15 protein-coding genes are annotated in these 15,290 nt (G+C 51.6%); 4 read left to right on the top strand and 11 right to left on the bottom strand.

The window, feature by feature from the left end:
- Positions 1–82: 82 nt before the first annotated feature.
- The 3 genes from JK231_RS23745 to JK231_RS23735 all read left to right on the top strand — a co-directional run bounded on the left by JK231_RS23745 (position 83) and on the right by JK231_RS23735 (position 3,581).
- Complete coding sequence (locus JK231_RS23745; RefSeq protein ID WP_211729760.1) at positions 83–1,189, top strand: AAA family ATPase; 1,107 nt, start codon at positions 83–85, stop codon at positions 1,187–1,189.
- Between the two features lie 2 nt (positions 1,190–1,191).
- Positions 1,192–2,070, top strand: coding sequence for an SIR2 family protein (locus tag JK231_RS23740; RefSeq protein WP_211729759.1), 879 nt, complete (start codon positions 1,192–1,194; stop codon positions 2,068–2,070).
- Positions 2,071–2,543: 473 nt separating this feature from the next.
- Entirely contained in the window at positions 2,544–3,581 is a 1,038-nt protein-coding gene (locus JK231_RS23735; RefSeq protein ID WP_211729758.1) for a tyrosine-type recombinase/integrase, read from the top strand.
- 60 nt (positions 3,582–3,641) lie between these two features.
- Here JK231_RS23735 and JK231_RS23730 read toward each other — a convergent pair whose 3' ends face one another.
- Positions 3,642–4,217 carry a PIN domain-containing protein gene (locus JK231_RS23730; protein WP_211729757.1) on the bottom strand — a complete coding sequence of 192 codons (576 nt, stop codon included), beginning with the start codon at positions 4,215–4,217 and terminating at the stop codon, positions 3,642–3,644.
- A complete protein-coding gene (locus JK231_RS23725; protein WP_128602179.1) occupies positions 4,214–4,672 on the bottom strand; it encodes a helix-turn-helix domain-containing protein in 459 nt (152 codons plus the stop codon). The genes JK231_RS23730 and JK231_RS23725 overlap by 4 nt, the downstream gene beginning before the upstream one ends.
- 225 nt (positions 4,673–4,897) lie before the next feature.
- On the opposite strand from JK231_RS23725, the gene JK231_RS23720 reads away from it, so the two are divergent.
- On the top strand, positions 4,898–5,686 hold the full coding sequence (locus JK231_RS23720; RefSeq protein WP_249221817.1) for a nucleotidyltransferase domain-containing protein: 789 nt from the start codon (positions 4,898–4,900) through the stop codon (positions 5,684–5,686).
- 164 nt (positions 5,687–5,850) lie between these two features.
- On the opposite strand, the gene JK231_RS23715 is transcribed toward JK231_RS23720, so the two are convergent.
- From JK231_RS23715 to JK231_RS23675, 9 genes are all read right to left on the bottom strand, one after another.
- Positions 5,851–6,447 (bottom strand): DUF2913 family protein, encoded by a 597-nt coding sequence (locus tag JK231_RS23715; protein WP_211729756.1) that lies wholly within the window; start codon positions 6,445–6,447, stop codon positions 5,851–5,853.
- A gap of 375 nt (positions 6,448–6,822) precedes the next feature.
- Positions 6,823–7,062: a hypothetical protein gene (locus JK231_RS23710; RefSeq protein WP_211729755.1), complete on the bottom strand. Its 240-nt coding sequence runs from the start codon at positions 7,060–7,062 to the stop codon at positions 6,823–6,825.
- Positions 7,063–7,187: 125 nt separating this feature from the next.
- Positions 7,188–8,468, bottom strand: coding sequence for a histidine-type phosphatase (locus tag JK231_RS23705; RefSeq protein WP_211729754.1), 1,281 nt, complete (start codon positions 8,466–8,468; stop codon positions 7,188–7,190).
- A 22-nt stretch (positions 8,469–8,490) separates the two neighbouring features.
- Positions 8,491–9,849 (bottom strand): MFS transporter, encoded by a 1,359-nt coding sequence (locus JK231_RS23700; protein ID WP_211729763.1) that lies wholly within the window; start codon positions 9,847–9,849, stop codon positions 8,491–8,493.
- 106 nt (positions 9,850–9,955) lie between these two features.
- Positions 9,956–10,765 carry an inositol monophosphatase gene (locus JK231_RS23695; protein WP_211729753.1) on the bottom strand — a complete coding sequence of 270 codons (810 nt, stop codon included), beginning with the start codon at positions 10,763–10,765 and terminating at the stop codon, positions 9,956–9,958.
- Between the two features lie 123 nt (positions 10,766–10,888).
- The gene (locus JK231_RS23690) at positions 10,889–11,869 is read right to left on the bottom strand and encodes a LacI family DNA-binding transcriptional regulator (protein WP_211729752.1); all 981 of its coding nucleotides are present in this window, start codon (positions 11,867–11,869) and stop codon (positions 10,889–10,891) included.
- 95 nt (positions 11,870–11,964) lie between these two features.
- Entirely contained in the window at positions 11,965–12,222 is a 258-nt protein-coding gene (locus tag JK231_RS23685; protein ID WP_211729751.1) for a hypothetical protein, read from the bottom strand.
- Between the two features lie 93 nt (positions 12,223–12,315).
- The gene (locus JK231_RS23680) at positions 12,316–13,056 is read right to left on the bottom strand and encodes a YoaK family protein (protein WP_211729750.1); all 741 of its coding nucleotides are present in this window, start codon (positions 13,054–13,056) and stop codon (positions 12,316–12,318) included.
- 824 nt (positions 13,057–13,880) lie between these two features.
- Positions 13,881–15,281, bottom strand: coding sequence for a cytosine permease (locus JK231_RS23675; RefSeq protein WP_176505814.1), 1,401 nt, complete (start codon positions 15,279–15,281; stop codon positions 13,881–13,883).
- Between the last annotated feature and the right edge of the window lie 9 nt (positions 15,282–15,290).

The following is a 15,290-nucleotide window of genomic DNA, read 5'->3' as shown; positions in this document are numbered from 1 at the left end:
AAATGATTATGTACTTCTGAAAAAATAATATATAAAAGCTAGATTGTAGCTTTAACTACACTATAGTGTATAAGGATGAGTAATGACTACTGCTAGTAAAAAAAGAAAAGTTATAGAAGAGTTAACAGCCGAAGATAAATCCCTACGTGAAAGCATAAATGGAACGATAACAACTTGCTTTTTCAACAATAAAGGTGGTGTAGGTAAAACCACATTAGTTGCAAATCTAGGCGCTGAACTTGCACTAAACTTTAAGTCTAAAGTTCTTATCGTAGATGCAGATCCACAGTGTAACTTGACTCAGTATGTTTTATCTGATGATGAAACTAATAGTTTATATGCGTCAGACAACCCTGAAAGCATATTTACAGTTATAAGGCCTCTCTCTCTTGGAAAAGGATATGAGAACGCACTTCCAATAAGAACTATTGAAAAATTTGGATTCGATCTCATTGTTGGCGACCCAAGGCTGGCACTTCAAGAAGATCTTTTAGCTGGAGATTGGCGTGATGCGAAAGGTGGTGGGATGCGGGGCATCAGAACAACATTTGTGTTTGCAGAGCTGGTAAAGAAAGCTAAAGAGATGAATTATGATTTTGTATTCTTCGATATGGGGCCATCTTTGGGCGCTATAAATAGAGCTGTCCTCTTGGCAATGGAGTACTTTGTCGTTCCTATGTCCGTCGATGTATTCTCTTTGTGGGCCATTAAAAATATTGGTTCGACAGTCTCTGTATGGAAAAAAGAACTTGATACCGGTATAAAACTTTCAGAAGAACCAACAGAATTATCTCTATTATCTCCTCAAGGGAAACTAAAATTCTTAGGCTACGTTACACAACAGCATAGAGAAAGATATGGATATGACACTATTCATGATGATAACTCCGATGAAGAGTTTAAGATAAAACGTAGGGTAAAAGCTTATGAAGAAATCGGAGAAATTTTCCCTGAAAAAGTTAACGAACATTTACTCTCGCTCTATGCATCAGATACTCTTTCACCTCATCTAGGCGATATTAGGCATCTAGGAAGTTTAGCCCCAAGATCTCAGTCTCAGCATGTACCTATGATTTCTGTTTCTGGAACAGGAAACTATACGAGATTGAGAAAAAGTGCTCGAGAACTTTATCGAGCTATAGCTAGGCGTTACTTAGAAAATATTATTGAAGCTCAAAAAGAGAATTAATAATGGCAAAGATAAATGATGATTTGATAAAAGATCTTGCCATGAAAAAAGTCGTTTTGTTCCTCGGATCTGGTGTATCTTCCAGCGTCGAATTGGATGAGAAGGACCGTTTCAAAGGTTGGAATGATTTCTTGATAGAGGCGGCTCAGGATAGAGAGGAGCCTCTAAGAAGCCAAGTTAATGAGCTAATTACTAATCGAGACTACTTGTTAGCTTGTGAATTACTTCAGTCTAATTATGCAGAAAGTTGGGAGAAAAAAGTATCAGATGAATACGGCAGAGCTGCTTCACCCTCTGCTCTTCATAAGGCTCTTATTTCTCTAAAACAACGAATCGTTATTACTACTAATTTTGATAAACTCATCGAAGATGCATGGTCGGATTCTTTATCAAATGGTGAAAGACACTTTAAAGTATTAGCTGGAATAAATAATGATTCCTTCAAAGTTTTAAAAGATCATGATACATCTTATATAATTAAAATACATGGTTCTATTGATGATTTTAGCAAAGTGGTTTTTTCTCGTTCTCAATATATAAAGCTGGCTTTCGGTAACGATAGTTATACTTCTTTCATCGATTCATTGTTATTAAATTATACCTTTTTATACGTTGGATTTTCTATGGATGACCCAGCAATATTAGGTATCATGGAAATGTATGCTTTAAGATACTCAAATGCTAGGCCTCATTATATTTTTACTCCTAAAGGCATCCCCGAGAACATACAAAAGATACATAGAGAACTTAGGAAATTAATTGTCATACCATACTCTTCTGAAAATAAGCATGCCGAACTGACGGAGTTGATAAAGCAAATGTCACTCGACGCTGAAGTTAAGGAAAAGGAATATATTGCCAAATTTATGTCTAAAATATAGATCATTTTGTGATTTTTTATTACTTTCTAATTGATTTTTTATAAAAATATAATTTGCCGTTATACGGTTCTTACTGTTATTAAATATTTATAACTCTTTATATAACTCACTCAATTGGCGAGTGAGTTTTAAAATCTCTAACTTTATATAATGGGAGTTATAGAAAGTAGGTTATACCCGCACCCATCACAGCCTCTGATCAAATCATCTTGTCTGGGCTTATATAATTATACTTATATAAGGCCAGACAAATGCCAGAAACCCCTGTATCATGCGGATCCGGGCCGGATCCTGAACTACATGACCATTTATACGAGCCGGCGAAAGCTGAATGCTGCCCCGCTTATAAGCAGCGGGCGAAAGCGGTTAAATCTCCGGCAGCGCTACGTGAAATCTGGCGGGCATCTGCCCTGCTCTTTCTGCAGAATTCACGTAGCGATGCTTCCAGCTAAACGGGCAAATATTGAGCAAATATGAACGACATCTCCGGTTTTACCGGCGTGGCCCTCAGCGGCAGCGCCGATGACGATCTCACCGCAAAGCTGGCCGCCTTTGTCCGGCACCGCGAGGCTTTCTCTCCGAATACGTGGCGCCAGTTGCTGAGCGTAATGCGGATCAGCTGGCGCTGGTCGCAGGAAAACCGGCGTTCATTTCTGCCGATGTTGCCGGAGGATATGCAGGATTACCTGTTCCATCTTCAGGCGATTGGCCGATCAACCTCGACCATTGCGGTGCACGCAGCTCTCCTGTCAATGTTACACCGTAACGCCGGGCTGGTGCCTCCGACAGTTTCACCGGACGTTATCCGTGCAAAAAAGAAGATTAACCGTACGGCCATCGTTTCAGGCGAGCGTACCGGGCAGGCGGTGCCCTTCTGCCGGCCGGACCTGAATCGCCTCGATGCGGCCTGGAAGCATTCACCCCGGCTTCAGCATCTGCGGGATCTTGCCTTCATGCACGTGGCATACGGTACGTTGCTGCGTATGAGTGAGTTATCTCGTCTGCGGGTGCGGGACATTTCACGGGCAGCCGATGGCCGTATTATCCTCGACGTGGGCTGGACAAAAACCATCTTGCAGTCTGGTGGGATCGTCAAGGCGCTTAGCACCCGCTCTTCTGAACGACTGATGGAATGGATTAACGCGGCTGGCCTGGTGGGCGAACCCGATGCGGTACTGTTCTGCCCTGTACACCGGTCAAACAAAATCACGTCAGTCACTGAAGTGCCTATGAGTGCCCCGTGCCTGGAAGACATCTGGCGTCGTGCAAGACATCAGGCGGGTGCGAAAACTCCCCTTAAAACTAACAAGGGACGCTATTCCAGCTGGAGTGGTCACAGCGCGCGCGTCGGGGCCGCACAGGATATGGCCAGAGAAGGAATCTCAATCGCTCAAATTATGCAGGAGGGCACCTGGACTCAGACCCAGACTGTCATGCGGTACATACGTATGGTTGAAGCACATAAAGGTGCTATGGTCGGACTGATGGAGGCGGACGACTGGCCTGATTAAAGGTGGCACCTTATAAATCATCTGCCAGGCCCGCTCCGAATGTCATTAACGTGTGTGTATTCAGATCAATGCTGCCAGAGGCCTTAACCGGGAGACGGTTTCCGGAAGCTGCTGCCGCAGCAGGCAGTCAAGATACTCATCGGGCGTGAAAGGCGGAGACAAAAGACTGGCGCGCTGGCGCCGGGCCGCGTCGATCACCGCGGTGATGTCCAGGTCGGTAAGATCAGTGATAAAGCTGTCAGGATGAATAGCACGCAGGTTCCATACCGACAGCACCTCATCAGGAAAATCCCTGAGATTAAACGTCACTATACCTTCTGCCTGGGCCACAATCGCAGCGGCAACGACATGACGGTCGTCTTCGTCAGGCAATCCCCTGATGGATTCAATCAGAGACTGATATCCGGTTACCAGGGCATCCGGTACGTGGCGGTCCATTAATGCACGGACACGTTCAAGCTGTGCCCTGTTAAGCTCGGTGCGATTGAGTAACACGTTACGGATCCACTCTTCATGGATGTCTTCACTCCATCGCGCACGAAACTGCCCGCCGGCAGCAAGGTACATCAGGAAGCTGCGCAGAGGTGCAGGGTAGAGGACGCAGGCGTCAAATACTACGGTATAACCAGAACTCATTCGTAACCCAGCCCAAGTTCCTGATCGAGCGCGCCCAGCTCATCAAGCGCATCATGCCTCTGGTTCACCAGTTTGTTGCGGTATGCAAGCGCGTCCACGTAGCGGATTTTACGACGGTTACCCGTACGATGGTAAGGCAGTTCACCATTGTCCAGAAGACGAATCAGCGTTGGACGCGAAATGTTAAGCAGATCGGCCACTTCCTGCGTTGTCATCTCTGCCCCGACTGGAACAAGGCGCACGGCATTTCCTTCACCCAGCTCGGTGAGTACATCAACCAGCATACGCAGCGCGCTGACCGGAATGCTGACATTATGTATCTGGCCACGTTTGTCAGTGAGTGAAACCTGTTGTGACTCTGCGCGTGTTTCGAGCACGGCGGAGAGTTCCCGGCTGCACAGGCGCGCAAGTTCCGCTTCCTGCAGTGAAGGAAGCTTATTCTGAAGCTGTGTCATGAACACCTCCTGTATCTATTATTCGAAATTTTCGCAAATGATGGCGTTTTATGCAACCGCATTATGGTGTGGCGTGTAGCTTAATGTTGCAGGTTGGGTCCTCTGGAAGAATAAGTGCCTGTAGCGCGGGGAAAGTTGTACTTTCAGGCACTCTTCACCTGCAGGGGCTTAACTGATCGGGTGTACTGTTCAGGCCTATCCTTCATAATGTAATCATGTTCCTTGATGATGCTGAGAAAAATGGCTGTTGATGAAACCGGTTTTATCTCCGTCCCTGACGGAAAAAATTTGCAGCCTCAGTTCAGCAATGTGATTAGCGATGTTGTTAAAGCTTTCGTCATTTCTCAGGCAGACAACATACACAGCATCTATGTCTACGGGAGCGTGGCTATGGGTACCGCCGTAGAGACGGTGTCTGATCTGGATATCACGGTTATTTTCAGTCATGAACGCGTCGGGGCTGAATCGCCTGAAATGACTGAGGTCATTAGTTCGATCGAAGAGGCACATCCGGTAATCAGTAAAATTGACCTGGACACCGGCACCCTCTCCACTGTGATGGATCCTCAGCAGCTCAATCGATGGGGATACTGGCTCAAGCACCATTGCGTCTGTGTATACGGCGAGGATCTACGCGAACGTTTTGCAGCCTTCAGGCCTTCAAGGGAGATTGCCGTTGCCGTAAATGGTGATTTTTTTAACGTGCTGAATGATTACGCTTCACAGATGAAGCCGTCTTCAGAACCCGCACAACGGCAGAGGCTGCAAAGAGCTGCGGCCCGTAAGGCCATCCGGTCAACGGGTATTCTGAGGGCTGATAAGGATCGGGACTGGCCGACCACGCTTGAGGAACAATGCGAGTGGTTTAATGAACGGTACCCGGCACTGGCGGAGGAGATGGACTACTGGCTGGCCATGAGTTATCGCCCGCGTGGCGACATAATGGCATTCGCTGGCAGGATAACGACATTCGCCTACTGGCTGAATGCAGAATTTCATACGCGTCAGCGATGATGCAGAGACCGGTCACGGATCAAGGTAGCAAAACTTTGTTCTGAATGACCAGGGCACGAAGGTCACTGCCTGATGAAGTTCTGACTGAAACGTCAAGCTGCTGAGTTTCAGTCAGGCTATATGTGGAGCGTAAAAAGCGGCTTAGCGTAACCGGCGCTTCCCCATTATCCTTCCTGAGGACATGTCATTAAATGATGCAGCAGAGGATCTGGTGTTCTTGCCTGACGTTGCCATCCTGCACGCTTCAGCAGCGCATCCACGGCAGGAAGATCGGCGGTGATACGCACAGCGAGAGGGTTAATCTGACAACCATCGTCACCAAATCCGTTTTCCAGATCGTTTTTTCTCATAAACACCCCCGGCACTTTAGGACTCAGTTTTACAGCTTTGCGCCCTTCCCATTCAGAATCCGTGAGAACGCCGTAATGAATACCCGTCAGCGTAACGGCGTGCATCACGTGCTGGAGGCGGAATAAATCATTCTGCGCCAGCAAATCGCCGCTGCTTGCCCGCCAGAGATATTCCAGCTTGCCTGGAAGATCCGCGCGAAGCCCTTTCTCCCGACCCTCCCTGAGCAGCCAGCGTATGTCATTAGCCAGTTCACGCCGGAACAGACGCTTCTTCTTGGCCGTCGCCAGCCATCTGCATAAAAAGAGATTTTCCTGCGCAGCGGAAATGACGGCTCCGGCCTGACGTGCCATGTTCAGTGCAATAAGTCCGCACCAGGCAAGGTGATCGGCGTAGAGGTTTGAGGTATCCATACTTTGATTAATTTTCGTTGAAATGCCGATTTAATTGCCGATCCTAACCTGCGCGGGCTTTAATTTCATCCCTGGTTATCAGGGAGCCTGTCGGCCCTTTAGGTGGCGAGAGGCTGATGGCGTAAACGGAAGCGCGGGTTATAGAAAACTCCTATGACCAGTAACAAAAGGTAAATATAAATTCCACCCTGAGCAGAGTAATATCGTGGTGCACACACAGCTACGCTGTTGCAAACGACAATTTCTGTACTGATTTATTTAACCCGTCTGAAGACGGTTTTTTTTCAGTATTCCCGCCGGCATTTTCCGGATGGAAATGACGCAGACCATCACGCCTCAGACGGCAGCTTTGTTCGGGCGCAAAGGCAGCTACCTTCAGCTCAGCGCATAGTGAAATCGGAGCAAAAATACAGTGAGAGGTGTCTTGTGTTGCCTGCCGTACAGCTCGTGGACAATCAGCTGCCTGCCACTCTGGATCCTGACTTCAAGGACCGTCGTGACGCTGGCTGCGGCATTGTTTTCAGCTGATGCGAAACGACAGCCTAACAGTGTCGCCAGCTCCGCTTCCGTTAACTTCATGATCATGCCGTTCTTTTCCAAAAAGACCTTCAACATAAACAAGATAGCTGAAATGCAGGCACCTGGTGACGTTTGCGTGCTTTTCCTGAAAATGTCAGACCTGACATTCGTACCGGATGGTACGGGCACACAGATATCTGTGTGCCCTACAGGTCAGTGACTTACTGATAGGTCACCGGCGTGATGGACGCGCGATCCAGATTCCTGCCGAGCGCTTTCAGGGACGTCTTCATCGGACACAACGTGCCTACTTCGGTGATCCGGCAATCTGACTGGCGCCACTCCTCCCGCAGCAACGGATGTTGGTCATCAACCGTCTGCAGGCGTCGCAGGTCATCCAGGCTCTGCCCCTGGAAATAGACGTGCAGGAAGCGTTTGCCGCTTTTCGTCTCGCGCCAGCGCTCAAACACCAGGCTACTTCCCGGCGGAATGTTGCCGCGCGTGTAGCCTGACAGTGTCCACGTGAAGTTCATCAGGGTGCGCACCATGGCGATATTGGTATCGTGCGCAACCAGCAGCAGCCAGCGGGTGTCCGGCAGCTTGTCCGTCGTCCCGGAAATACCCTGTTCAACGCCCTGCAGCATGGTGTTGAGCAGGATCGACCCGCGCTTCTGCGCGGTGTACATCACATCGTTGCCCAGATCGTAATTCGCGGTGAGCAGCGGCAGCACCGCCGTGATCTGCGCGGATGAGGTGACGTTGCCCCATGCTAGCTGGCTCAGCGGCAGGTTTTCATTCCATCCAAGACGCAGGGTTTCAACCATGTTGGCCAGCACGCTCAGGCCATCAATGGAGGCTTTACCACTTTTGCTTTGTTTAATCTGCCAGGGCTTGTCGAAGTACGAGCAGTCCGCATCCGGGCTGCACACCGCATGTTTGAGTGCCTGCACCGCCGGCTGCAATGCCTGCTGACGTGCGGCTAAATCCCCTGCCTTCGCTCTGACTGCCGCCAGCTGTTTTGCCGGGTCAGTATTAGTGGCAGGAAACGCTTCCGTCTGAAACAGCGGATCGTCCTCTCCCTCAACCCGATGGACCTCGACGCCGCAGCCGGGAAAGGCCCCGTCAACCAGCGCCTGTGCCGTGGCGCGGGTGCGCTGCAGCGGGCTGGCCCGCACGTATACATCCTGCGGTTGCGGGCAGCCCGCGGTCAGCAGGCCCAGCTCGCGGTAATGCTCGCCTTCCCAGCGGCCCTTGTTAGCCACGGCGGCATAGCCGTGACCGGTGAGTTCACCGTCATGCGTGGTCCAGGTTGTCCAGGCACGATGCGTGGCCGCTACAATATCCTTACGGTTGCCCGGCGTGGGCGGGCGAATGCCGTGACGACTGAGCTCGACGACTTTCTCCAGCTGATACTGTGCTTCCGCCTGCGCCTGAGAGGCGCAAAGCCACAGTGCACCGGCAATGAACAGGCGTGCGGCGGCCTGATGTCTGCGTGGCATCATAATGTCTTCCTTACTGATCTGATTAAGAGGTAGAAAGGGTGCGGTGTTCGCTGGCGTTGCGTCTCGCCACCATTACGGCGGTGACAAAGCACAACAGCGCGGAAACGAGACCGGCTGCCACCCAGAACAGGGACAACGTGTGAAAATCGTAGATTTTTTTGCCGTTCTCAATCACCGACGTTCTGTCGATAATGATGCCGGTGAGGAATTCACCAAACCCGGCGCCGGCGTAGCTGACGATGCCGATGGTCCCCAGCGCAGCGCCCGCCGCTTTACGGGATGAAATGTCCACGGCAAGCAGGCCGCCCAGGAAGCAGGTCAGCGCACCGATGGTGGCACCAAAAATGACCATGGAGATGATGTCGGTGTAGTAGCTGTGCGGTGACCACAGCATCAGCGCAAAGCTACCGGTGTTAATCAGGCTGATGAAGCCGGCCATAATGCTGCGATTTTTCGCAAAGAACCGGTCCGATAGCACGCCCGCCAGGATGGTGCCGACAATGCCCGCGATGGCATTCACGCCGATGATGGCCGAGGCCTCCACGGTGGTGTAGCCCTTACCCTGCTGCAGGAAGAAAATGCCCCAGGAGTTCACGCCGTAGCGATCGATGTACATAAAGGCGGAGGCCAGTGCCAGCGTCCACAGTGCCGGGTTGCGCAGCGCGAAAAGCTGGTTTTTCAGGATGGAGCTTTTCGCCTCATGTTCTTCCAGGGGCTCGTTGCTGATTTCATGAATGGACGGGAAGCCGCTGCTCTGCGGCGAGTCACGCATAAACAGCAGCATGATCACCACGCCTGCTGCGCCCAGCGCGGCAGTGGAGAGATAGCCCATGTGCCAGCCGTATCCGGCAATCACCGCAGCGATCACCATATAGGTCATGGCTTCACCGATGTTGTGCGCCGTCGACCAGATCGAATAGAAGGTGCCGCGCTCTTTCGTGCCGTACCAGCGCGCCAGCGACACCGCGCAGGGTCCGACGCCCATCGACTGTGCCCAGCCGTTGATGCCCCAGAAGATGGCCAGCAGCATGGCGTTGGTCGTCATGCCCATCATCAGGTTCATACCCGCGCTGAGCAGCAGGCCAAGGCTCATAAAGCGCACCACGTTAGCGTGGTCGGCGATAAATCCGTTCACCAGCTTGCCGATGGCATAGCTGAAAAACAGTGCCGAGCCGATCATGCCCAGCTCGGAAGGTGAAATACCCAGGTCCACCAGAGCGCTTTTGGCTACGGTAAACGACAGCCGGCACACGTAAAACGTGACGTACGCCAGCGTCATCGCCAGAAACGTCTGCCACCGTACGAAGCGAAAGCGCTGTTCATTAAAGGCGCCGGCGTGTTTCTCCGGGCTGGCGCGGAAATAGCTGAGTAATCCTGACATCATATTGTCTCCGAAAGGCGGAGGCGTTGCTGATTGCTGTGTATCATCCCTGACGGCCGGTTCCATTATATGTAGAGTACAGAATCAGAAGCCCTGCCCGTGCAGGTTAGCGTAAGGGTTGTTTAACCCATTGTTTTAATTGTGGGTAAAGCGTTTCACTTGCCAGAAGTACCGGGTTGCCGCGCGCGATGCCCTCGTCAGCCAGGTAGTCATTCGTGGAGCCGCCGGCCTCGCGCATCAGCACGATGCCGGGCAGGCCGTCCCACGGATTCATATGCGGTTCGTAATAACCTATCAGTCGCCCGGCGGCGGCCCAGGCGCTCATCAGGGCACCCGAACCGTTGCGGACGAACATGCCGCCGTGCTGCAGCAGCGCATCCAGAAACGGCAGAAAATCCGCTGAGGACACGCGATGCGAGGTGCCGACACCCATGACGCCGCCTGCCACGCTGGCCGCCGCATGCGGTGCGATCCGCCGGTCATTGAGCCATGCGCCCTGTCCCTGCAAAGCATGAAAGAGTTCGTGGTGATTCGGGTCGTACACCACGCCAATCACCGGTTCACCGTCCACCACGATGGCCAGTGACAGGCACCAGGTGTGCAGCCCGTTAAGGAAACAGCTGGTGCCGTCTATCGGGTCAACGACCCACAGCACGCGCTGCTGCACATCCGCGGTGCCGCTCTCTTCACCGAGAAATCCATCTTCCGGAAAAGCTTCTGCGATGCGTGATTTGACGTAAGACTCCACCTCGCAGTCGGCGCGGCTGACCACGTCCTGCAGGTCATCCCCCTTGTGTTCAGTGAGCAGATTGTCGCGCTGCTGATAAAACTCATAGGCCAGTTTTCCCCCGGACTCCGCAAGACTGCAGGCGAAACGGTAACGCGCCAGAAGCGAATCAACTTCATGGGTAGCCATAACTTCTCGATAATGCACACGTGTGCATTTTGTGGCAAAAAATTAGCCCCGCAGGGCAGAAAGGAGTCTGGCTGGATTGGGAGGATTAATCTGTGAGCAAACCCGCATAAAATTAATTTTCCATTATGCGCTTTGGCGAACGATTAATTTCACCGGTACGGCGCGCTGGCGGGACGGGAGGTCAAACTGTTCAATACGGGTGACCAGCAGGTCGACCGCCTGCTGCGCCAGGCCGTCGGTATCCTGCTGCACGGTGGTGAGATGGTACGGATCCCAGCTGGCCTGCGGAATGTCATCAAAACCGATGACCGCAGGAAGAGGTCCGCTGCTGTTCAGCGCACGCAGGCCGTCCATCGCGCCCAGTGCCAGCATGTCCGTGGCGCACAGCAGCACCTGACATTCGCTGAGTGCCTGTGCCGCCGCCCTGCCCGCGGCATAGCCGCCGCCGGCAATGAAACGGGTGTTAACGGTGAGGTCTGGCGCACAGGCCAGCAGCGCCTCGTGGCGTTGTTCCGTGCTGAAATTGGTGCTGTGTTCGCCGATAAAACCGATATTCTGCCAGCCCTGCTGGCGGCAGTAGTCAGCCATCAGCTGCATGCCCTGCGCGTTGTCACTGGTCACGCGATCGCAGCCCGGCAGGTCTGCGTGGCGGTTAATCAGCGTGACCGGTATTTTGCGCGCCAGATACTCTTCGGCCAGCGACAGCGGCGGCGCGCCGGAGGTGATGATGACGCCCGCAACGTGATAGCTGAGCAGCTGCCGCAGTGAAGGCGCCAGCTGTTCGGGATCGTCGGCATTCATCAACAGCGGCATGAAGCCGTGCAGGGCAAGTTGGTGCACCAGAGGAGCGAGTAGTTTGCTGCGGAAAGGGTTATCGAATCCTGCGGTGACGATGCCGATAAAGTTGCTGCTGCCGGTGTTCATGGTGCGGGCAATAATATTGACCTGATAGCCCAGCTGCTCGGCGGCACGCATCACCTTTGCGCGGGTTTTTTCCGCAACGGATGCGCCGGGCGTAAAGGTTCTGGATACCGCAGAACGGGAAACCCCCGCCAGCCGCGCCACGTCCTCTGCCTTTACCCAGCTTTTTCCTTTTTCAGTCATCCGTTGTCCACCCTGCCGATTCGTCTGCACTGATTACACAGGGAAAACTCACCTCAGGGCTACAACTTTTTAAGCATTTCTGACAGGAAGTGGGATCAGGCTGACTGCAGAGCGAGTTTATTTCGTCTCAGTCTGGCATGCTTAGCATGGGCAACGCTGAGTTCATCCTGCAGATGGCTGTACTCACGCCTCGCCTCAATCAGACGCTTTTCGTGAATAAACACCTCCCCTGCTGCCGTTTTCTGTTCTTCCAGGGCGCGCAGTATCACTACTGATTCCTGCAGAAAACTTTCCAGTGTTTGAATATGTAATTTAGAAACGCTCAGCGCGTTCTTAACTTTGCCACGTGCCATAAACTATCCGGAGTTTAAATAGCTAAAGCAGGAAGCGTAATCACAAAAAACAGATCCCGCCATAAATCAACCTGCCATGCAAGGCTATACCTCTTATGGCATGATGAAACGTGACCTCCTGGTACGGTACAGGGTAAAGGCTATTGACAGCAAGGCGATGGATATCAGCACTATCCCGGGGACTGCCAGTGCACTGAATCCCATTGTCCGGTACAGCAGCACGCCTGCCATACCCCCGCACAGAAATGAACAAGCGGTGATTAGGTGGGTACTGAGCTGGAGTTTACTGGTGCTGAGGGTTCGATGTTGCTCCCGGCGCAACCATCCACTCAGAAGCGAACCCGCTGCTATCCCGGCATCCGTCAGGGTGCCGGTAATGTGCGTGGCACGCACCCGCCCATCTGACAACTGCGTCGAGGTTGAATTATGCATCCCCATCAGAAATGCCAGTAGCAGGATAATTTCGGCGTTGTTTGCAGGCGAGTAGTGATATACCTCAAAGAGAGATGTAAGGACCAGCATGCCTCCTTCAGCCAGCAACAGGCAGCTGAAAATTGTCCGGATACCGTTGCGTATGCCTGCGGCGATACCGATTCGCGCAATTACGGAGCCAGATATAAAGACGGCGATCATGGCAGCAAAAATACGCAGGTGCCACAGGTCGTGTCCGCTGAGGTCGCCAGGCAGTTGGGAAACATTTCCAGACATATGTGAAGGAAACAGACCAAATGCGCCCAGCGCAACCGCGTTGAGCAGCCCGGCCGAGGTGGCCAGACACAGTGCCAGCTTTCTATCCTCATTGTGACTGCGAATCCGTTTCAGTTTCACTAACATGCCTCGTCCCTCTCACGCCGTTTGAATAAAAGTGCTGTCTTATGCTTGTTTTTGCGAATAAATATCAGCTCTTTCCTGTGCTGGGTTAATCGCAATCCGGAAGCATGTCTATACCCCAATATGTTTTTGCCCAATGCGATTACGAGTAAAACATGATGTTCTTAACAGAATCTTAAGAATGCGGTAATAATCCATGTTGCTTAAAGAGAGGTATCTCAATCGGCACGCAATGAGCAGCAAGCTGAAGGACTGGTTTATATTCATATTGCTGCCGGTTTGTGCTGAAAGCGTCATCCATACTTTCTCTGATGCAAATTCTCAACAGGCAGAATCTCAACCTGTCCGACCACCGTTTAAGCAGCGGCTCTTCAGGCGCACTGAAGTCAGACGGTCGGAGACGAAAGATAAAACCCGCGGCACCACTCACAGCAACGAAGAACCAAGTAGTTACAGCATTCAACCCAAAGCCTTAAAAGACTTACCGGCCCTTCGGGCCGGGCAGCGGCCGCTATTCAGTGGGGGCAACCCGGGTGCAGGTTCGGCGCGGGTCCGGGTTGAGAGGGGCGTGTGAGCTGAGGTTCAGCTCAGTGCAGTTTTAAAATATGACTTATTGTTTGTTGTAACTAATGAATTGCGATCCCCTCACCTGCTGGTGGGCGCTACTTCCAGGTGTGTAGGGTTATTAACGCTACAGGATTCGCAAACGGATTGAGCATTTTGATGGCGAATAATCAACATCGTTTCAACAGAAAAAAACCTAAACAGAGCCCTCATTAAAGAGGGCCTGAATAAAACCATTAATATCAGGAGCCATCGCGCTTAAATCAAGCCTTACTTTTCCGGGTGCTGACCAGACCTGACTCGCTTTTACGATGCAGTAAAGGATACGCGATACTCGTCACCACGAAACTAATAATCCATGAAATATCGACGCCCGGAATTAAATTCGCATAGGGACCGGAAAAGAATGCATTTTCAACAAAGGGCACTTGCACTAAGATTCCAGCGAAATAGACCAGCAATGCCTGGGTATTGAGCAATCCATAACGTCCGCCGTCTGCACGAAATATCGCTTCAACGTCATACTTCTGCTTATTGACATAATAAAAATCCAGTAGATTAATCACAATCCATGGAATCAATACCGCAATCAACGCCAGAATCAAATTGATAAAGAAGGAAACAAAGTTCTGTGATGCTGCCAGCGCGACTAACACGCTTCCCACTAATACCAGTGATGAGACCACTAAACGCACTGCGGCACCCGGCGTCCAGTGTGGACGGAACGTCTGCACAGCGGTGATCAGTGATAATACCGCGCCATACAGATTCATTGAGTTGTGGCAGATAATATTGACCAGGAACAGCACCATCAGAATAGGGCCGAGCCAGCCAGTGGCGTGGCGCACTGACATCATCGCATCGCTTGTCGGTGCGATATTGACGGCCATCATACCGAAGATAAAGGCCAGAATGGTACCGCCGCAGGCGCCTAAGTAAGTGGCTATAAACGGGCGTGCAATACCGACATTGGCGGGCAGATAGCGCGAGTAGTCAGAGGTATAGGGAGAGAAACTGATTTGCCATACCGCACCTATGCAGAAAGTGCCAAACCACCCTGCTGCACTCATGCTGCCGCGAGACCAAAAGTCTGCGGGTAAGGGTTGTGACACCATCAGCGCCAGGCCCAAAATCAGCGCCGCACCCATGATCCATGCACCAACTTTATTGATGCGATGGATAAAATGATAACCGACGATACCAATGGCGGTGGCAAGAATAGCGCCAATGACCGTGGCACTGCTTACCGGCATCGACGGAAAGACGTTGTTGATGACTTTACCGGATAGCGAAATATTCGAGATAAAGAACCCGAGATAAATCACCGTCGTAAAGCTAATCACCAGCAGCGAACCGTAGCGACCAAATTGCGCGCGGCTCTGCACCATTTGGGGAATGCCGACTTTGGGCCCTTGCGCAGAAGTTAACGCAAGGAAGATCCCGCCAAACAGATGACCGGCAATAATCGCGGTTAATGCGGAAATAACATTCAGATGAAACGTTTCGGTGGCAATCGCACCGCTGACTACCGCCAACGGTGCAATGTTGGTACAGAACCACAAGGTAAATAAACTGTGCGATTTACCGTGGCGTTCCGATTCCGGGACATAATCCACTGACTTATTTTCTATAATTTGACTCTGACGTGGTTGTGTATTCACCATACCCTCCAA

The organism is Pantoea sp. JGM49, from assembly GCF_018257655.1.
GTDB classification, from domain to species: domain Bacteria; phylum Pseudomonadota; class Gammaproteobacteria; order Enterobacterales; family Enterobacteriaceae; genus Pantoea; species Pantoea communis.
The sequence above is the reverse complement of the archived record's forward strand: the minus strand, read 5'-3'. Positions and strand labels throughout refer to the sequence as shown.